General features: G+C 44.1%; 19 protein-coding genes. 18 read left to right on the top strand and 1 reads right to left on the bottom strand.

Annotated features, from left to right (window positions below):
* Positions 1 to 142 precede the first annotated feature (142 nt).
* Genes mutL through RIN70_RS09915 form a run of 3 tightly spaced genes read left to right on the top strand, consistent with a single transcriptional unit; the run spans position 143 to position 3,273 of the window.
* Positions 143 to 2,086: a DNA mismatch repair endonuclease MutL gene (gene mutL / locus RIN70_RS09925; protein WP_195623349.1), complete on the top strand. Its 1,944-nt coding sequence runs from the start codon at positions 143 to 145 to the stop codon at positions 2,084 to 2,086.
* A gap of 20 nt (positions 2,087 to 2,106) precedes the next feature.
* Positions 2,107 to 2,700 carry a Holliday junction branch migration protein RuvA gene (gene ruvA, locus RIN70_RS09920; protein WP_013904320.1) on the top strand — a complete coding sequence of 198 codons (594 nt, stop codon included), beginning with the start codon at positions 2,107 to 2,109 and terminating at the stop codon, positions 2,698 to 2,700.
* 9 nt (positions 2,701 to 2,709) lie between these two features.
* The gene (locus tag RIN70_RS09915) at positions 2,710 to 3,273 is read left to right on the top strand and encodes a DNA-3-methyladenine glycosylase I (protein ID WP_272145056.1); all 564 of its coding nucleotides are present in this window, start codon (positions 2,710 to 2,712) and stop codon (positions 3,271 to 3,273) included.
* Between the two features lie 61 nt (positions 3,274 to 3,334).
* Here the strand turns inward: RIN70_RS09915 and RIN70_RS09910 are convergent, their stop codons facing one another.
* A complete protein-coding gene (locus tag RIN70_RS09910) occupies positions 3,335 to 4,366 on the bottom strand; it encodes a S66 family peptidase (protein ID WP_272145058.1) in 1,032 nt (343 codons plus the stop codon).
* A 376-nt stretch (positions 4,367 to 4,742) separates the two neighbouring features.
* On the opposite strand from RIN70_RS09910, the gene RIN70_RS09905 reads away from it, so the two are divergent.
* From RIN70_RS09905 to nrdG, 15 genes are all read left to right on the top strand, one after another.
* Positions 4,743 to 6,011, top strand: a complete 1,269-nt coding sequence (locus tag RIN70_RS09905) for a competence/damage-inducible protein A (protein ID WP_272145061.1) — start codon at positions 4,743 to 4,745, stop codon at positions 6,009 to 6,011.
* A gap of 120 nt (positions 6,012 to 6,131) precedes the next feature.
* On the top strand, positions 6,132 to 7,277 hold the full coding sequence (recA, locus tag RIN70_RS09900) for a recombinase RecA (protein ID WP_003002082.1): 1,146 nt from the start codon (positions 6,132 to 6,134) through the stop codon (positions 7,275 to 7,277).
* Positions 7,278 to 7,364: 87 nt separating this feature from the next.
* The gene (gene spx / locus RIN70_RS09895; RefSeq protein WP_003009108.1) at positions 7,365 to 7,763 is read left to right on the top strand and encodes a transcriptional regulator Spx; all 399 of its coding nucleotides are present in this window, start codon (positions 7,365 to 7,367) and stop codon (positions 7,761 to 7,763) included.
* Positions 7,764 to 7,898: 135 nt separating this feature from the next.
* The gene (locus RIN70_RS09890) at positions 7,899 to 8,495 is read left to right on the top strand and encodes an SP0191 family lipoprotein (RefSeq protein WP_023919891.1); all 597 of its coding nucleotides are present in this window, start codon (positions 7,899 to 7,901) and stop codon (positions 8,493 to 8,495) included.
* Positions 8,496 to 8,619: 124 nt separating this feature from the next.
* Entirely contained in the window at positions 8,620 to 8,886 is a 267-nt protein-coding gene (locus tag RIN70_RS09885; RefSeq protein WP_003002070.1) for an IreB family regulatory phosphoprotein, read from the top strand.
* Positions 8,886 to 9,305 (top strand): Holliday junction resolvase RuvX, encoded by a 420-nt coding sequence (gene ruvX, locus RIN70_RS09880; protein ID WP_023919889.1) that lies wholly within the window; start codon positions 8,886 to 8,888, stop codon positions 9,303 to 9,305. The genes RIN70_RS09885 and ruvX overlap by 1 nt, the downstream gene beginning before the upstream one ends.
* A 22-nt stretch (positions 9,306 to 9,327) precedes the next feature.
* Positions 9,328 to 9,633: a DUF1292 domain-containing protein gene (locus RIN70_RS09875; protein WP_313790578.1), complete on the top strand. Its 306-nt coding sequence runs from the start codon at positions 9,328 to 9,330 to the stop codon at positions 9,631 to 9,633.
* A gap of 207 nt (positions 9,634 to 9,840) precedes the next feature.
* On the top strand, positions 9,841 to 11,073 hold the full coding sequence (locus tag RIN70_RS09870; RefSeq protein WP_247923678.1) for a bifunctional folylpolyglutamate synthase/dihydrofolate synthase: 1,233 nt from the start codon (positions 9,841 to 9,843) through the stop codon (positions 11,071 to 11,073).
* A 76-nt stretch (positions 11,074 to 11,149) separates the two neighbouring features.
* Positions 11,150 to 11,560 carry an SP_0198 family lipoprotein gene (locus tag RIN70_RS09865; RefSeq protein WP_049515005.1) on the top strand — a complete coding sequence of 137 codons (411 nt, stop codon included), beginning with the start codon at positions 11,150 to 11,152 and terminating at the stop codon, positions 11,558 to 11,560.
* 276 nt (positions 11,561 to 11,836) lie between these two features.
* Positions 11,837 to 13,372: a cardiolipin synthase gene (cls, locus tag RIN70_RS09860; RefSeq protein WP_313790577.1), complete on the top strand. Its 1,536-nt coding sequence runs from the start codon at positions 11,837 to 11,839 to the stop codon at positions 13,370 to 13,372.
* Between the two features lie 168 nt (positions 13,373 to 13,540).
* Positions 13,541 to 15,379 carry an MFS transporter gene (locus RIN70_RS09855; protein WP_247923677.1) on the top strand — a complete coding sequence of 613 codons (1,839 nt, stop codon included), beginning with the start codon at positions 13,541 to 13,543 and terminating at the stop codon, positions 15,377 to 15,379.
* A gap of 122 nt (positions 15,380 to 15,501) precedes the next feature.
* A complete protein-coding gene (nrdD, locus tag RIN70_RS09850; protein ID WP_070589926.1) occupies positions 15,502 to 17,712 on the top strand; it encodes an anaerobic ribonucleoside-triphosphate reductase in 2,211 nt (736 codons plus the stop codon).
* Between the two features lie 11 nt (positions 17,713 to 17,723).
* The gene (locus RIN70_RS09845) at positions 17,724 to 17,864 is read left to right on the top strand and encodes a hypothetical protein (protein WP_003002079.1); all 141 of its coding nucleotides are present in this window, start codon (positions 17,724 to 17,726) and stop codon (positions 17,862 to 17,864) included.
* Positions 17,865 to 17,901: 37 nt separating this feature from the next.
* The gene (locus tag RIN70_RS09840; RefSeq protein ID WP_201087992.1) at positions 17,902 to 18,402 is read left to right on the top strand and encodes a GNAT family N-acetyltransferase; all 501 of its coding nucleotides are present in this window, start codon (positions 17,902 to 17,904) and stop codon (positions 18,400 to 18,402) included.
* 4 nt (positions 18,403 to 18,406) lie between these two features.
* On the top strand, positions 18,407 to 19,012 hold the full coding sequence (nrdG, locus tag RIN70_RS09835; RefSeq protein ID WP_201087991.1) for an anaerobic ribonucleoside-triphosphate reductase activating protein: 606 nt from the start codon (positions 18,407 to 18,409) through the stop codon (positions 19,010 to 19,012).
* Positions 19,013 to 19,110 lie beyond the last annotated feature (98 nt).

The following is a 19,110-nucleotide window of genomic DNA, read 5'->3' as shown; positions in this document are numbered from 1 at the left end:
TCTATGTGGTCGTTTTCTTTGCCTATGCGGTTTCTAAGGAAGAAGATGGGGCCAGCCTCTATTTTTTAAGAAAGGGAGTCTTGTGGATCTGTGGTATAATAGAGCTACATGTATCGGTGAAAAAATAGGTAAAGGAGCAGACATGTCACAGATTATTGAATTGCCAGAAGTCCTAGCCAATCAGATTGCGGCAGGTGAAGTGATTGAACGACCTGCTAGTGTGGTCAAGGAATTGGTTGAAAACTCGATCGATGCTGGGGCTAGCCAGATCGTTGTTGAAATCGAAGAAGCAGGATTGAAGTCGATTCGGATTACAGACAATGGGGAAGGAATTGCGCACGATGAGGTCGCTTTGGCCCTCCGTCGACATGCGACCAGTAAGATCAAGAGTCAAGCGGATCTCTTTCGTATTCGAACGCTTGGTTTTCGTGGTGAGGCCATGCCTTCCATTGCTTCTGTCAGTATTCTAACCCTTCTAACGGCGCAAGAAGGAGCTGCCCACGGGACCAAATTGGTCGCAAAGGGTGGCGAAATTGAGGAAGTGGAGCCAGCGACAAGCCCTGTCGGGACCAAGATCACAGTGGAAGATCTCTTTTTTAATACCCCTGCTCGTCTCAAGTATTTAAAGAGCCAGCAGGCAGAGCTATCCCATATCGTGGATATTCTCAATCGCTTGAGCTTGGCCCATCCTGAGATTGCCTTTACCTTGATCAATGATGGAAAAGAAATGACCAAAACAGCGGGGACGGGCAATCTCCGGCAAGCGATTGCGGGTGTCTATGGACTTGCGTCTGCTAAGAAGATGGTGCCCATTGAAAATCGTGACCTGGATTTTGAAGTGACGGGCTTTGTGTCCTTGCCTGAATTGACTCGTGCCAATCGCAATTACATCAGTCTCTTTATCAACGGCCGTTACATCAAGAATTTCTTGCTCAATCGAGCTATTTTAGACGGCTACGGCAGTAAACTCATGGTGGGCCGCTTTCCACTCGCGATCATTAATATCAAGATCGATCCTTACTTAGCGGATGTCAATGTTCACCCCACTAAGCAAGAGGTTCGCATCTCCAAAGAACGAGAACTAATGGCCTTGATCTCCCAGGCTATTGCGAACGCTTTGAAAGAGCAGGACCTGATTCCGGATGCTCTAGAAAATCTAGCCAAGTCGACTATTCGTCGAACAGAAAAGCCAGTACAGACGACCCTGCCTTTAAAAGAAAACCGCCTCTATTATGACCGAGAGAGTCAAGATTTCAAGCTTCGACCAGAGGTGGCAGATCCTCAACGGCCTCTAGCAGATGAGACTGCTACTGAAGCTAGAATCCAAGAAAACCCAGTAGAAAAACCGACAAGCGCGATCAAGTTTGCGGAAAGAAAGGCTGTGGTTTATGATGAACTGGATCACCCAGAGCTGGATCTGGCTAGTCTAGACAAGGCCTATGATAAGTTGGATGGGGAAGAACATTCGACCTTCCCAGAGTTGGAATATTTCGGTCAAATGCATGGAACCTATCTCTTTGCCCAAGGCAATGGAGGTCTCTACATCATTGACCAGCACGCGGCCCAAGAGCGGGTCAAATACGAAGAATACCGGGAGAGCATTGGGGACGTAGACGGCAGTCAGCAACAACTGCTGGTTCCTTATATCTTTGAGTTCCCTGCAGACGATCTGATCCGCCTGCAACAGCGCAAACACCTCCTAGAGGAAGTGGGAGTTTATCTTGAAGAGTACGGAGCCAACCAGTTGATCTTGCGGGAGCATCCGATCTGGATGAAGGAAGAAGAGATTGAGTCGGGCATCTATGAGATGTGTGACATGCTCCTCTTGACCAAGGAAGTGTCCATCAAGAAATACCGAGCTGAGTTGGCCATCATGATGTCCTGCAAACGCTCCATCAAGGCCAATCACACACTGGATGATTACTCTGCACGCGACCTCATCTATCAACTGTCCCAATGTGACAACCCTTATAACTGCCCTCATGGGCGTCCTGTCTTGGTCAACTTTACCAAGTCCGATATGGAAAAGATGTTCCGACGCATTCAGGAAAATCACACCAGTTTACGGGAATTGGGCAAGTATTAAACAAACAATAAAGGAAGATTATGTACGAATACATTAAAGGAATCTTAACAAAAATCACTGCTAAATACATTGTGGTAGAAACAGCTGGGATCGGCTATCTCTTGCATGTGGCCAATCCTTATGCCTACTCTGGAAAAATGAATCAAGAGGTGCAAGTCTATCTGCACCAGGTGGTTCGGGAAGATGCTCATCTTCTCTATGGTTTTGCGACCGAAGAAGAGAAACAGCTCTTTTTAAACTTGATCTCAGTCTCTGGGATTGGACCTGTCTCAGCTCTGGCTATTATCGCTGCAGATGACAATGCAGGCCTTGTCCAAGCCATCGAAAGCAAGAATATTACCTACTTGACCAAGTTTCCGAAGATCGGCAAGAAAACAGCCCAACAGATGGTCTTGGATCTGGAAGGTAAGATCAATCTTGACCTAGAAGATGCACCGGCTCAGTCCAAAGCCAAAGTTGCAGAAGAAAACCAAGCCCTTGAAGAAGCTATGGAAGCCATGTTGGCATTGGGCTACAAGGCAACGGAACTTAAGAAAATCAAGAAATTCTTTGAAGGAACTTCTGATACTGCTGAAAACTACATCAAGTCTGCCCTTAAGATGTTGGTGAAATAGGAGAAGAAGATGCCAAAACGCTGTGGCTGGGTCAAAATAAGTAACCCTCTCTATATAGCCTACCATGATGAGGAATGGGGACGGCCCCTCCATGATGACCAAGCCCTTTTTGAGTTGCTCTGTATGGAGACTTATCAGGCCGGTCTATCTTGGGAAACGGTGCTCAATAAACGGCAGGCTTTCCGAGAATCTTTTCATGGTTACCATCTTCAACGCGTCGCAGAGATGACAGATGAGGAACTGGAAGCTTTATTAGACAATCCAGCCATCATCCGCAATCGTGCAAAGATTTTTGCGACACGGGCCAATGCTCAAGCCTTTCTACAAGTCCAGGAGGAATTTGGATCGTTTGATGCTTATCTTTGGTCTTTTGTCGGTGGGAAAACCATCGTCAATGATGTTCCAGATTACCGACAGGCTCCAGCGAAGACAGCTCTTTCTGAGAAGCTATCCAAGGATCTCAAAAAACGTGGTTTTAAGTTCACCGGACCAGTCGCAGTTTTATCCTTCTTACAGGCAGCAGGGTTGGTTGATGACCACGAGAATGATTGTGAATGGAAAAACGGTGGTTAGTTAGTATAGGTAACTAGAGTATCTGAGAATATAGAAAAAAGCTGAGAAATTTTTCTCAGCTTTATTTGTTATAGTCAAAGCGAATGACTTGCTCCGTTGCATCTACATGGGCATGGACTCCGAATGGGACAATTGCTCTTGGAGTTGCGTGTCCGACATTCAGATTATAGACAATCGGGATATTGCTATCAATGATATCCAATAGTGCCTCTTTATAGTCGTCATAAAAAGTTTCATCCATAGGTTTTCCGACCAATAGTCCACTGATGACCTCGAATATACCCGTGTCCTTTAAAGTCCGCAACATTTTTTTGAAATCATCAGGTTCAGGCTTTTCTTGACTTGTTTCTAGCAATAGAATCTTTCCTTCCCAGTTGGATAAGTCAGGGAAAAGTTTGTATTTTTGGCAGAGGTCTGTGCTGTCTGCGTGTAGAGAGTTGTCAAAAATATCATAGAGAGACTCAAGACAACCACCGAGGATTTCTCCCTCAAATTGAGCATTGCCTTGTAACAAGTCAAAACCTGTATTTGCATGGCTGACACGAGGTGTTCCCAGAGCCTTGGGACTATAATCAGTCCGTTCCTCATACCAAACGTTACTAGGGCGGATTTCTGAGATTCTACCAGTCTCAATTAATTCTTTAAAGTAGTGGCGGCTATATGGCAACATTTCTTTGTCTAACTCACAAATGTCTGCTAAAAAGGATTGCCCGTAAAAGGTCTTGATTCCTAGTTTATGCAACATGAGATGGTTCATGGTCGTATCCGAGAAGCCAAGAAAAATCTTTTGTTTGATAACCTTTTGTAGTTGGTCATTTTCAAAAAGATGGGGCAATAAACGATAGGTATCGTTTCCACCGATGGCACATAAGATCATGTCGATGCTATCATCAGAAAAGGCCTGAATCAAATCCTCCGCACGAGCTTCAGGATGTTCTTTGATAAAGTCTAAGCCTTTTAGTGAATGAGGTAAAAAGATAGGATTGAGTCCCAGGTCTTTGAGTCGTTGGACCCCCAAGTCCACTTCGTGCTTGACAAAGTCCTCTCCGATAATCCCACTAGATAAACTTATAATACCAATAGTAGAAACCATATCTCATCCTCCTAGAAAAAATTGATGCTATTGTATCACAAAAAATGAGGGGAAACAACAAGAATTAGAGCCAGAAGAAGGCTTTTAGATCAAGAAAGAAGTAAAAAAGCAACCGCTCGGTATGGTTGCTTCAGAATATAGATAAGCTCTATCAACAATAGAAAATAGCCCTTTAGAAGTTGATTACCACATAGTTAAAACTCTTAGGAATGTTGATGTAATAGTGTTTCTAAGAATTTTTTACTTTATACTCTAAAAGAAAAAGATTGAAGAAAGTTGTCCAAAATGGACTTTATCTTCAATCTGTTTTTTAAATAATTTAGGAAATTGTGTTAAAATGAAATGAAAATTACGAATAGTATAAGTGGGAGGCACCATGAAGGCGGAAATTATTGCAGTTGGAACAGAAATTTTAACAGGACAAATTGTCAACACTAATGCTCAATTCTTGTCTGAAAAATTAGCTAGTTTAGGGATTGATGTCTATTATCATGTGGCGGTAGGAGACAATGAAGGTCGTCTCTTCTCGACCATTGAGACAGCTTCAAAACGCAGTGATTTGGTGGTTTTATGCGGTGGACTTGGTCCAACAGAGGATGATTTGACCAAGCAAACCCTTGCTAAGTTTTTAGGGAAGGAACTGGTTTTTGATCCGACAGCGCTTGCCAAACTCGATACCTTCTTTGCGAGTCGCCCTGATTATGTCCGGACGCCCAATAATGAGCGACAAGCACAAATGATTGCTGGTTCAATCCCCCTTCAAAACCGTACAGGTCTCGCGGTTGGAGGTTTGATTGAAGTCGACGGTGTGACCTATGTCGTTCTACCGGGTCCACCAAGTGAGTTGAAGCCCATGGTCAACGAACAATTGGTGCCTCATTTGACAACAGGGGAACAGCTCTTTTCAAGAGTCTTGCGCTTCTTTGGGATTGGGGAAAGCCAGTTGGTTACGATCCTAGCCGATATCATTGAGGAGCAGAGTGATCCGACGGTGGCTCCTTATGCCAAGACGGGAGAAGTGACCTTGCGTCTGTCTACAAAGGCGAAGGATCAAGCTTCAGCAGATGCTAAGCTCGATGTCTTAGAAAAGGAAATCTTATCACGCCACACCCTGGATCATCAACCCTTGCAAGAGTTGTTTTACGGTTATGGGGATGACAATTCGATGGCTAAGGTTGCCTTTGATCTCTTGAAACGGACTGGTAAGACCATTACAGCTGCAGAAAGCCTGACGGCCGGCCTTTTTCAAGCGACTTTGGCAGATTTTTCAGGGGCGTCCAGCATCTTCGCGGGTGGTTTTGTCACCTATAGTCTGGAAGAAAAAAGCAAGATGTTGTCTATTCCAGCTCAAGAGTTAGAGCAACATGGAGTGGTGTCTCATTTTACCGCTCAAGCTATGGCTTCACAGGCCCGTAAGTTAACAGGATCCGATTATGGTGTTAGCCTGACCGGAGTTGCGGGACCAGATAGCCTGGAAGGACATCCAGCAGGGACTGTCTTTATCGGACTTGCAACTCCAAACGGAGTGGATAGTGTTCAAGTTAATATCGCTGGACGTAGCCGGGCGGATGTCCGCGAAATTGCAGTTCTTCATGCCTTTAATTTGGTACGCTTGGCTGTATTAAATGGTGAAAATTTGGTATAATGAAGCTTGTGCCAAATGAAGAATAATTCTAAAAATGGATAGGAAATGAGCCTTTCAAAGGACGGAAAATGTCGATGAGTTGCATGCATTTCCTGTATGGCAAAAACATAGGAGAAAAGAATGGCGAAAAAACAGAAAAAATTAGATGATATCTCTAAGAAATTTGGAGATGAGCGTGAAAAAGCGCTCAATGATGCCCTGAAGTTGATCGAAAAGGATTTTGGTAAGGGATCGATCATGCGTCTGGGCGAACGTGCAGAGCAAAAAGTTCAAGTCATGAGCTCTGGTTCCTTGGCGCTTGATATTGCCTTGGGTGCTGGTGGTTATCCAAAAGGTCGGATCATCGAAATCTATGGTCCAGAATCATCTGGTAAAACAACCGTTGCCCTCCATGCAGTAGCGCAAGCACAGAAAGAAGGAGGCATTGCTGCCTTTATCGATGCCGAGCACGCTTTGGATCCATCTTATGCAGCAGCTCTTGGGGTCAATATCGACGAACTTCTCTTGTCTCAACCAGACTCAGGGGAACAAGGACTTGAAATTGCTGGTAAATTGATCGACTCTGGTGCGGTTGATTTGGTGGTTGTCGACTCTGTTGCGGCCTTGGTCCCACGTGCGGAAATCGATGGAGATATCGGAGATAGCCACGTTGGTTTGCAAGCTCGGATGATGAGCCAAGCTATGCGTAAGCTTGGAGCTTCGATCAATAAGACCAAGACCATTGCCATCTTTATCAACCAATTGCGTGAAAAAGTTGGGGTCATGTTTGGGAACCCTGAAACCACACCTGGTGGTCGTGCCCTGAAATTCTACGCTTCTGTCCGTCTCGATGTTCGTGGAAACACTCAAATCAAGGGTACTGGGGACCAAAAAGATACCAACGTTGGTAAGGAAACCAAGATCAAGGTTGTGAAGAACAAGGTAGCTCCACCGTTCAAAGAAGCCATGGTTGAAATCATGTACGGGGAAGGAATTTCACGTACGGGTGAATTGGTGAAGATTGCAACAGATTTGGATATCATCCAAAAAGCTGGTGCGTGGTACTCATATAATGGCGAGAAGATTGGTCAAGGATCTGAAAATGCTAAGAAATTCTTGGCTGACCACCCAGAAATTTTTGACGAAATCGACCACAAGGTTCGGGTTCATTTTGGTTTGATCGAAGAAGACGAAGCAGTGAAAACCCTTGATAAAACTGAAGAAGCAGCTCCTGTCGTAGAAGAAGTAACTCTAGATTTAGATGACGCGATTGAAATTGAAGATTAATTTTTTTCAAAATAGGTCGCTAGACTGATGGTTTTTGTGTTATAATTTAATACGATAGTATTATCGTGTAGCGAAAGGAGTGCATGCATGATTAAAATTTATACAGTGTCAAGTTGCACCAGCTGTAAAAAAGCAAAGACTTGGCTCAACGCTCACCAGCTAACTTATAAAGAACAAAACCTCGGTAAGGAAGGGATCACCAAAGAAGAATTATTGGATATCCTTACAAAGACTGAAAATGGAGTGGCAAGTATTGTCTCTTCAAAAAATCGATACGCTAAAAATCTAGGAGTGGACATCGAAGACTTGAGTGTCAATGAAGTCATTGACATCATCATGGAAACACCTCGTATTCTTAAAAGTCCGATCTTGGTAGATGACAAACGTCTCCAAGTGGGCTACAAAGAAGACGATATTCGTGCCTTCTTGCCACGATCAGTTCGAAATGTAGAAAATGCAGAAGCGCGGATGCGTGCAGCTCTTTAAAGCGATTGAAAATCAGAAACAATGTGTTTCTGATTTTTTCTTGTTAAAAATCGGAATGAAAAGCAGTTTACTGCGCCATTTTACGAAATCTATGATACAATATTTTAGAAAACAATAACTAGTAAGGAATGGAAAATGAAAAGGAAAATCTTCTTATTGGGTGCACTTGCCTTGTGTTTGACTGGATGCGGTCAAAAAAAACAAGCGAAAACGCCAACTTCAAGTGAACAAAAGGCAATCCAAGCAAAAGCAGAGCAGCTGCAAAAGGATAATAAGAGTATCCTACAAAAAGCTGAAGAAAATAAAGTCATCACTAGAACCTTTGTTTTTCCAAAAGATGACAAGGGGACACAACAGACGCAAATCGTCACCTATGTGGGGAATACCTTTAAAAAATTGGAGACCATCAATGTGACGGCAACCGATGAGGAGTTGAAAAAAGGGATCCAACAGGTTGGAGTCGAGGAAGCACAAAAGCAATTGAGAGAATCCTTTAACAAGGACGATGCCTTTAAGGAAGCTTTGACAGTGCCAGGTTTCACAGCTGATTTAACCTTGGAAAACGAGAATGAATACAAGGTAACGATCACCTATGACTTTGAAGCGATGGATGTGAAGAAGGCCGAAGGCATGACTTACTTCAAAAACAATCACTTACCAGAGTTGTTGAAGTTGACACCGAGTCAATTTGCGGACAATCTTATCAATGCTGGAGCAAGTGAGCAAAAATAAAAAAACAGTTTAGCTAAAATAGCTCAAAAATGCTTGAAAAAGCCGTAAAATCAAGGGCTTGGCCGTTGTGGAAAACTCTTAATTATGGTATAATAGTAATATTCTAAGGAAAGAGGGTGTTCTTGTGGGATTTACAGATGAAACAGTACGTTTTAATCTTGATGATTCAAATCGTAAGGAAATTAGCGAGACCTTGAAAGATGTTTACTTGTCACTGGATGAAAAAGGCTACAATCCAATTAATCAAATCGTAGGATACGTACTCAGTGGTGATCCTGCCTATGTACCTCGTTATAATAATGCACGGAACCAAATTCGTAAATATGAACGAGATGAAATCGTTGAAGAATTGGTACGTTATTATTTGAAAGGGCAAGGAATAGACCTCTAATGAGAATTATGGGATTGGATGTTGGCTCAAAGACCGTCGGGGTTGCTGTGAGTGATCCTCTCGGTTTTACAGCTCAGGGTCTTGAAATCATCCAAATCGATGAAGACAAAAAAGAATTCGGTTTGGAGCGCTTAGCCGAATTAGTGGCTCAATATAAGGTGGACCGTTTTGTTGTGGGCTTGCCGAAAAACATGAACAACACCAGCGGACCGCGTGTGGAAGCTAGTCAGGCTTATGGCGCAATGATTGCTGAAAAGTTTGGGTTGCCAGTCGACTACCAAGATGAACGGTTGACGACAGTTGCTGCAGAGCGGATGTTGATTGAGCAAGCAGATATTAGCCGTAGCAAACGCAAAAAAGTTATTGATAAGTTAGCGGCGCAGCTTATTTTACAAAATTATTTAGATCGCAATTTTTAGAAAGAAAACGAGGAAGAATAGTATGGCACATGATCATAACCACGACCATGAAGAACGTGAATTAATCACATTGGTGGACGAACAAGGAACTGAAACCTTGTTTGAAATTCTTTTGACCATTGATGGCAAAGAAGAATTTGGGAAAAACTATGTCCTTTTGATCCCTGCAAATGCAGAAGAAGATGAAAACGGCGAAGTTGAAATCCAAGCTTATTCATTTACAGAAAACGAAGACGGAACAGAAGGCGACCTTCAACCAATCCCAGAAGACTCAGATGCAGAATGGGATATGATCGAAGAAGTCTTCAACAGCTTTATGGAGGAGTGATACAGTCTGGGAGACTGTATCACCTCAACTCCTAGAAACTAGAAAGAGTTGAAACATCCGGTGGATGTTTTTAGCCCTGCTTTAAGAAATAAGAAAAAGCAGTAAGTCCGATGGACTTGCTGTAAAAATGAGAAAGAAATAACTACAAAAGAAAGGAGCGCAAACGTCAGAAGAGGTTTTGTCGCTTTTTTCTTTTAGGAGGAAGATGTGAATAAGATTGAGCAATGGATGAATAGTCGGATCGGTCTGAATTTTCGATCGGGCCTGGATCGTATGGAGCAGGCAGTGAGCCTTTTAGGGAGGCCAGATAAGGCTTATCCGATTCTTCATGTGACAGGAACCAATGGGAAGGGATCCACAATCGCCTTTCTGCGTCAATTATTGATGGCTCACGGAAAGAAGGTTGGGACCTTTACTTCTCCTCATATGATCAGTATCCATGATCGGATTTGTATTGGGGATCAGCCGATTTCAGATGAAGCTTTTACTCGGATTGGCCAAGAAGTCCAACAAATGGAGCAGACCTTGCTTCAAACCCAGGACCAACTCTCTTATTTTGAGATTATCTGCCTCATGGCTCTCTTGTATTTTAAGGAACAAGCTGTGGATGTGGTCTTGCTGGAAGTTGGTATCGGAGGGCTTCTAGATACGACCAATGTAGTGACGGGAGAGATCGCAGTGATCACTTCGGTTGGCCTGGATCACCAGGAAACACTGGGAGGGACGATTGCGGAAATCGCCCAGCAAAAGGCAGGAATCTTTAAGAAGGGCAAGACAGCTGTTGTGGGTCCCTTGTCGGATGATGCTATAGCTGTTTGTCAAGAAAAAGCGGAGCAATTGGCTGTGGCTCTCCACGCCTTCCAGAAAGATTTTGGGTTAGAGCAGGACCGTTTTTGGAATGAACGTGTGGAACTTGTCTTGCCGTCTCTGGGTTTGAAGGGTGATTACCAACGGGAAAATGCTGCAGTAGCTCTAGAAGCCTTTTTCCTCTATATGGAAGGCCAAGATCAAGAAGTGGATATGGATCAGGTCAAGCTGGCCTTACAAGAGACGCGGTGGCCGGGACGTCTAGAGTTGTTTGGCGACCAGGTGTATCTGGATGGCGCCCATAATCCTCATGCTATGTTGCGCTTGATCGAGTTTGCCAACAGCTTAGCAGGAAAGCGCGTGAAGATTTTATTTGGAGCCCTCAAGCGAAAAGATTATAGCGGGATGCTCCAAACGCTTCAAGCGGGATTGCCGGAAGCTGAATTGATTTTGACGACCTTCCATTACGGGGAAGTGGTGGCACAAGGCGACCGACAAGACCTGCCCTATGTAGCTGACTACAAGGCCTATATCAAAGAATTTATGGATCAGAGTCCTTCAGATGAAGTCTTATTTGTGACAGGATCCTTGTATTTTATTGCGGAAGTAAGGGCATTTTTATTAGAGGGGTAAACAATTGACCTAGAGACTTTCTTAGCGTATACTGGTGGTAGATGGTATACGGTTATGGCGAAAGGAGTCGATCTTAATGAAAAAAATCATGTCTATAATGACCTTGGCAGTAGCCCTTTTCCTGACTGCTTGTAGCCAGCAAGAAAAAGCGACACAGACTTCGAGCAAACAGACGTCTGCTTCATCACAGACTGTGACGTCAGCGAGTGAAGAACAGAAAGAAGGGGTGTCCATAGATGGCAGTTATCGTGGACAGGACGAGGAAAATACGATCCTCTTGGTGGTGACGGGTCGAAAAGGCACGTTTACGGTGCAAGATGCTGATGGAGAAGAAGAGGCCAAAGAGGTTAGTATTGATCCGGTCAATCAATCCATGCGTATCGGAGATGAGCCTTATCGCTATCGGATCGAAGGAAATCAGTTGTCGCTAGAAGACTTGGAACAAGCAGAGGATGATCAAGGGATTATTGTCCTGACCAAGCAATAAGGGACGAGACAAGAGAGAGTGGGACAGAAATCGGTAATTCGTTAGAATTCGATTTCGTCGTCCTACCTCCGCAAAGTTGAGTAGGGTTGAAAAAGCTGACGAAATCAGCGTAGTAGAGCCCGCTCAACCACTGCGTCTTGCTCGACAATCCAAAAATAATTGAGAGGCTAGGACTTTTGTCCCACTCTCTTTTTGTTTGTCTAGAAGGGGCTTGGTTGGTCGTTGCAACGGGTAAAAAGAATTGGTATACTAGTAGAAAGAAAAAAGGAGGATGCTGTGACCTTTCGAAAATTACGTCTATTAATGTCCAAATATGGATTTAGTATTTTGTTTATGGGCTTTGAACTATGGGCATCCTTTGCGGCCTTCTTCTGGCTCAATAGATGGTTCCCTCATTGGCTATCTGTTGCAGTCATTGGGCTCTTATATGTGTCGACAATCTTAGCTATTGTTAATCGAAATACCCCGCCTGAAAATAAGGTGACCTGGCTCTTGATTGCCGTCATTCCTGTCTTTGGATCGCTTTTATACCTCATGTTTGGAGAGCGACGTTTGTCCAAAAAGGAAATGATCCAGCTGAAAAATATGGAGTCCATGAAGTTTCGAGAGGACAATAGTCATCAGTTGCGTAAGGAGCTCAAGCAAGAAAGCAAGGCGGTTTATGGCTTGGTCAAGTCGATTTTATCCATGGATCACAATGCGGATCTCTACAATGGGACGGCATCAACCTTTTACCCTCTAGGGGAGGAGATGTATGAGCAACTACTAGAGGATCTGAGAGCGGCGAAAAAATTTATCTTCATCGAGTTTTACATCATTGATGAGGGCTTGATGTGGAACAGTATCCTAGAGATTTTAGAGCAGAAAGTGAAAGATGGGGTTGAAGTCAAACTCCTTTATGACGATATCGGCTGTATGGCAACCTTGGCTGGGAACTATACCAAACGATTGCGAAAGATGGGGATTGATGCCCATAAGTTTAACAAGGTGATCCCCCGTCTAACAGTGGCATATAACAACCGAGACCACCGCAAGATTCTGGTCATTGATGGGCAGATCGGCTATACGGGTGGTGTCAATTTGGCAGACGAGTACATCAACCACATTGAGCGGTTTGGTCACTGGAAGGACAGTGCTATCCGCTTGGATGGACGAGCTGTTAAGGCCTTAACGCGACTCTTCCTCATGAACTGGTACATCAACCGTGGGGAAATCGAGGATTTTGACCGCTACCATATTGAAAACAAGGCAGTCGAAGGAGAAGGGCTCTATATTCCCTATGGGAGTGGACCAAAGCCAATTTACAAGTCGCAGGTCGGAAAGACGGTTTATCAAAATATGATCAACCAAGCGACGGATTACGTCTATATCACGACTCCTTACTTGATCATCGATTATGATTTGACAGAAGATATCCGCAATGCGGCCCTTCGTGGGGTGGATGTTCGCATCGTGACCCCGTATATTCCGGATAAAAAATTGATCCAAATCGTAACCCGTGGGGCATACTTGGATCTGATGGACGCTGGTGTGAAAATCTATGAGTACACACCTGGTTTTGTCCACAGTAAGCAAGTTCTTGCCGATGATGAAATGGCGGTTGTAGGGTCGATTAACTTTGATTACCGCAGTTTGGTCCATCACTATGAAAATGCTGTCTGGATGTATCGGACGCCTGCCTTGAAAAAGATTCGTGAGGACTTTGACCATATCTTTGAAGTGTCTCAAGAAATTACAGAGGATACCTTCCGCTTTACATGGCACCAAAGCTTAATCAAGGAAATTATGCAATTGTTCGCACCGATGTTGTAAATGTATAAAAACGAAAATCAGAGTCAGGAATCGAGATGCCTGACTCTTTTTCCATAGGACTATGTGGCAAGAGGCTGACATGGTCGGCAGAATTTGGTATACTAGAGAAGATAATGGGCTTTTTTCTAAAAGGAAAGAGCAGAGGAATAGCGAAGAAAAGGAAAAAGAATGAGCGAAAAAGAGCAAGAAATGACTTCGAAAAAGTTAGGGCTTCACGTGGGAGACAGTTTTCAGGATACACGTGAAATTCGCGAAGTGCTAGATAAATCAGTCTTTCGTGAAGAAGAGCCGACTCATAGCCAGCAGGCAGAAGTCTTGGAGGAGCCGGTTGCAATGGAGGCATCAGAGGAAATTAGTGATGCCAAGCCAGAAGCAGTAGCAGAACCTACACAAGAATCTGAACAGGAAGCGGAGCAAACGCTCAGTCGGATGAGTCGTCGTTCGCGTAAGGCGGGAGTTGAAGCGGCAAAAGCGGAAGCATCTAAGGTAGAAGAGAATACGGAAGAGCTAGAAGCAGATGTGGCAGTTGAGCCGATCCGTCGTCAATCCAAGCGTCCAGTGCCCCTAGCGATTCCTTTTGTGTTGAGTCTCTTGATTAGTTTACTGCATGTCGGGGTGCCATTTTTAACCCGTTTTGCAACCAATCAACAATCTCAAAACTTGTATGCTGGCTGGGCAATGACCAAGGGTCAAGTACCGTTTGGTGATTTTTACGGAACCAATGGTCTGCTCTATTATGCAATCAACTGGTTGGGAAGTTTAGCTGGTGGACATTGGATCTTGATGATCCTTCAAGCGATTGCCCTCTTCTTTGCGGGGACTTACCTCTATCGGGTTGTGCGCTTGCTGGTGTCTGATAAAGATACAGCGAAGAATGTCCAGTTACTCTTTTATTTCTTGGTGTTAGGCCTTGGTTTTGGAGGGACTTATGTGACTCTCTTTAGCCTTCCAATCCTATTTGCCAGCATGAATTTCATTTTGGCTTATTTGATTGGGCATCGTAAGGATGAAGGCTTTATCCTTTATGGTGCGATTGCAGCTGTGGCTTTCCTGATTGATCCGATGACCAGTGCCTTGTTTTATTTGTTGGCCTTCCTTGGATTAACAGCCTTTAACATCAAGCAGAAGAGATGGGCGCGTGGCTTTTATCAACTGCTAGCAGCTCTCCTTGGTTTTTCACTCGTCTTTTATCCAATTGGCTATATCACCGTTTTGAATCAGACTTTTGGCTATGCCATTAACCAAGTAACCTATGTCTTTAATGCCTTGAATTTTAGCAATGGACAGACCTTCAGTAATGCCATTTATTATGGACTGTTGGCGCTGGCCTTTGGTCTGGTCTCTGCCTTTTTGATGTCCTTTACGAAGCAAAATAGCAGTGCTCGCCGGATCTTCCGCTTTATGGGATGGGCAGGTAGCCTGGTAGTCCTCATCGTGTCGATTGGTCTTCCGGAGCAAGGCGCTTACCAATTGTTGCCAATGTTGCCATTTGTTCTTCCCTTGTTTGCGATCTGGTTCTCACGAGATGGGGAAGAAAACGACGGGATCGAACGTCGTGGTCGGAAGAAGAAAAACAAGGAAGTTTGGGCCGCTTACTTTACGAGCCAAGTTTTCTTACCGCTAGTAGCCTTTGTCTATCTGTTGGCGAATCCAGTGGTTCAAGATGTTGTGCTTCAGTCTGGTCAATCGAGTGAACGGAGTACTATTGCCAGCTACATTAAACATCACACCAAGTCGAAAGATACTATTTATGCTTGGGATACGACAGCTACTCTCTATCAAGAAAGCGATCGTTTGGCAGCTTCTGCCTTATTGACCCCGACGTCTTATCTGGGAATTAATGAAAATCGGACCAATGTGATCCAACAAATCGATCGGTCTGAACCCAAGTATATTGTGGTCAACAATCAGGTGGAGTTGACCTCCAATATGAAGGACTTGCTCAAAGAAAATTATCGTCTGGTTGAGAAGAAATACCGTCATTTCAAACTCTATCAACGCTCTTAAGAAAATCAATATCTTGTGTTTTAGAAAGTTTTTTAGAATTTTCACCACAAGATATTGATTTTTATTTTTGGAGTGGTATAATACAACTTGTATGTAAATAAATGAAGAGAGGCATGTTTGGTATGATCACCTTGAGAGAAGAAAAACTGAGAATGGCCCCGGATATTTTTGTTGAAAAACGAGATGGCCGTCGTGTTCAATTCGATGTTGAAAAAATTTATAAAGCCTTGTTGAAGGCGACAGAAGAAGTGACTTCTCTCACTCCAGTGATGGAAGCCAAACTAGAAGCCATTGTCGATCGTGTAATCGCAGAGATTTTGGAACGTTTTCCAAATGGCGTGAAGATTTATGAGATCCAAAATGTTGTCGAACATGAATTGCTTCAAGCCAATGAATATGCGATTGCTGAGAGCTACATTACTTATCGGACTCAACGGGATTTTGAGCGCTCAAAAGCGACGGATATCAACTTTACGATTGGAAAACTCCTCAACAAGGACCAAGCGGTTGTCAATGAAAATGCCAATAAGGACAGCGATGTCTTTAATACGCAACGGGATTTGACGGCAGGGATCGTTGGTAAGTCTATTGGTCTTAAAATGTTGCCTAAACACGTAGCCAATGCCCACCAAAAAGGGGATATCCACTACCATGATTTGGACTATAGCCCTTATACACCGATGACCAACTGCTGTTTGATCGATTTTGAAGGCATGCTCAGAAATGGCTTTAAAATTGGGAATGCAGAAGTCGAAAGTCCTAAGTCCATCCAAACTGCAACGGCTCAAATCTCGCAGATTATTGCCAATGTAGCTTCTAGTCAGTACGGGGGTTGCTCGGCTGACCGGATCGATGAGGTCCTGGCCCCTTATGCAGAAAAGAACTACCAAAAACACTTGGCAGATGCCAAAGAGTGGGTGCTTCCTGAAAAGCAAGAGGACTATGCTTGGAGCAAGACTCAAAAAGATATCTATGATGCCATGCAATCGCTGGAATATGAGATCAATACCCTCTTTACTTCGAACGGGCAAACTCCCTTTACTTCGCTTGGCTTTGGTCTTGGAACCAATCGCTTCGAACGGGAAATCCAAAAGGCGATTTTGGAAATTAGAATCAAGGGACTGGGTTCAGAACATCGGACAGCCATCTTTCCAAAACTGATCTTTACCCTCAAGCGGGGGCTCAACCTAGAACCTGGAACGCCCAACTATGATATCAAGCAATTGGCCTTGGAATGTGCGACGAAGCGCATGTACCCAGACGTTTTGTCTTATGACAAGATTGTCGAGTTGACAGGCTCCTTCAAGGTGCCGATGGGATGTCGCTCTTTCCTTCAAGGTTGGAAGGACGAGAATGGTGTGGAAGTTAATTCTGGCCGGATGAATCTTGGGGTCGTGACCGTCAATTTACCTCGGATTGCCTTGGAATCGGGCGGAGACAAGGAGAAGTTCTGGCAAATCTTTAATGAACGGATGAACATCGCTGAAGATGCCTTGGTTTACCGCGTGGAACGCACCAAAGAAGCGACACCAGCCAATGCGCCGATCCTCTACCAATATGGGGCTTTCGGGAAACGCTTGGGTAAATATGATCAGGTAGATCAGCTCTTCCGTCATCGCAGAGCGACCGTTTCTCTTGGCTATATCGGACTTTATGAAGTCGCAACCGTCTTTTATGGTCCAAATTGGGAACACAATCCAGAAGCCAAACAATTCACGATCGATATCATCAAGGATATGAAAGCGCGCGTGGAAGAATGGTCTGACCAGTATGATTACCACTTCTCCATCTATTCGACACCGTCAGAAAGCTTGACAGACCGCTTCTGTCGCCTAGATACGGAGAAATTTGGTCAGGTTCCGGATATCACAGACAAGGAATACTACACCAATAGTTTCCACTACGATGTTCGTAAGAACCCAACGCCATTTGAAAAGTTGGATTTTGAAAAAGTTTATCCGGAAGCTGGAGCTTCTGGTGGCTTTATCCACTATTGTGAATACCCTGTGCTCCAACAAAATCCAAAAGCCCTTGAAGCGGTTTGGGATTATGCCTATGACCGGGTCGGTTATCTCGGAACCAATACGCCGATTGACCGTTGTTACAAGTGTGATTTTGAAGGAGATTTCACGCCTACTGAGCGCGGATTTGCTTGTCCAAACTGTGGCAATAGCGATCCGAAAACGGTTGATGTGGTCAAACGGACCTGTGGTTATCTAGGAAACCCGCAAGCTCGTCCGATGGTCAATGGCCGTCATAAGGAAATCGCTGCACGTGTCAAACACATGAATGGATCCACGATCAAATCAGCTGGACACCAAGTGACAGATTAGAAAAGGACATTATGGGAAAATACCAATTAGATGATAAGGGTAAGGCTCAGGTTCAACGATTCCACGAGAAGCATTCAAAGGGTGGAATCAATAAAAAAGACCGAGTAGCCAGCCTGAGAGAACAATTTTTAAATAAGAATAAGAAAAAGTGAGAGTTCGCTCTCGCTTTTCTCGTATGGGGAGGTAAAGATGGAATTACGCAGACCAACATTAGCAGATAAAGAAACCATTCTAAACATGATGACAGAGTTCGAAGAGACCCAGTCGGCCCACGACGGTGGCTTTTGGGATGCTGAGAACTTTGATTATGAGGAGTGGTTAGAAACTAACCTTAATAAAGAAATGGGAATAGGATTGCCTGAAAATCGCGTTCCATCAATTCAGTTCGTATTGTTTGATAAATCAGGTCATGCTTTAGGTTTTTTAAATTTACGGTTGAGACTAAATGAGGGATTGCTGAATTATGCAGGGAATATAGGATATTCTATTCGCCCATCTGAAAGAGGTAAAGGTTATGCTAAGGAAGCTCTCCGTCAGGGCTTGCAAATTGCCAAGGAAAAGAACATCCATCGTGCTCTTGTGACTTGTAGCACGGAAAATCCGGCCAGCCGAGCGGTTATCTTAGCTAATGGCGGTCAATTTGAAGATGTTCAAAATGGAACGGAGCGTTATTGGATAGAAGTGGAGTAGAAGGATGACATGGAATACACCTAAACCAGGCGAGTGGAAGAGTGAAGAACTGAGCCAAGGGCGCATCATCGATTACAAGGCTTTTAACTTTGTCGACGGCGAAGGGGTCCGCAACTCCCTTTATGTGGCGGGTTGCATGTTTCACTGTGAGGGCTGTTACAATGTAGCGACCTGGTCTTTCAATGCAGGCATTCCCTATACCAAAGAATTAGAAGAGCAGATCATGGCAGATCTGGCTCAACCTTATGTCCAGGGCTTGACCCTGCTTGGGGGGGAACCCTTTCTCAACACCGGCATCCTTCTGCCCTTGGTCAAGCGCGTGAGAAAAGAGTTGCCCAACAAAGACATCTGGTCTTGGACTGGCTACACTTGGGAAGAAATGATGTTAGAAACGCCTGATAAACTGGAGCTCTTGTCGCTGATTGATATCCTGGTCGATGGCCGCTATGATAAAAGCAAACGCAACCTCATGTTGCAGTTTCGTGGCTCTTCTAACCAGCGGATCATCGATGTTCAAAAATCCCTCAAAGAAGGAAAAGTCGTCATCTGGGACAAGCTCAATGACGGTAAAGAAAGTTTTGAGCAGGTCAAACGAGATGATCTTTTGTAGGATCTTCAAAAAAGCCGGGTTTTTCACCCGGTTTTTTTGGATTCTCTGCATAAGTATACAAGGGATTTTGCTTATTTCGGAAAACGCTTACTTTTCGA

The sequence above is a fragment of the Streptococcus parasanguinis genome (assembly GCF_032163505.1).
Taxonomy (GTDB): Bacteria; Bacillota; Bacilli; order Lactobacillales; family Streptococcaceae; genus Streptococcus; species Streptococcus parasanguinis_V.
The sequence above is the reverse complement of the archived record's forward strand: the minus strand, read 5'-3'. Positions and strand labels throughout refer to the sequence as shown.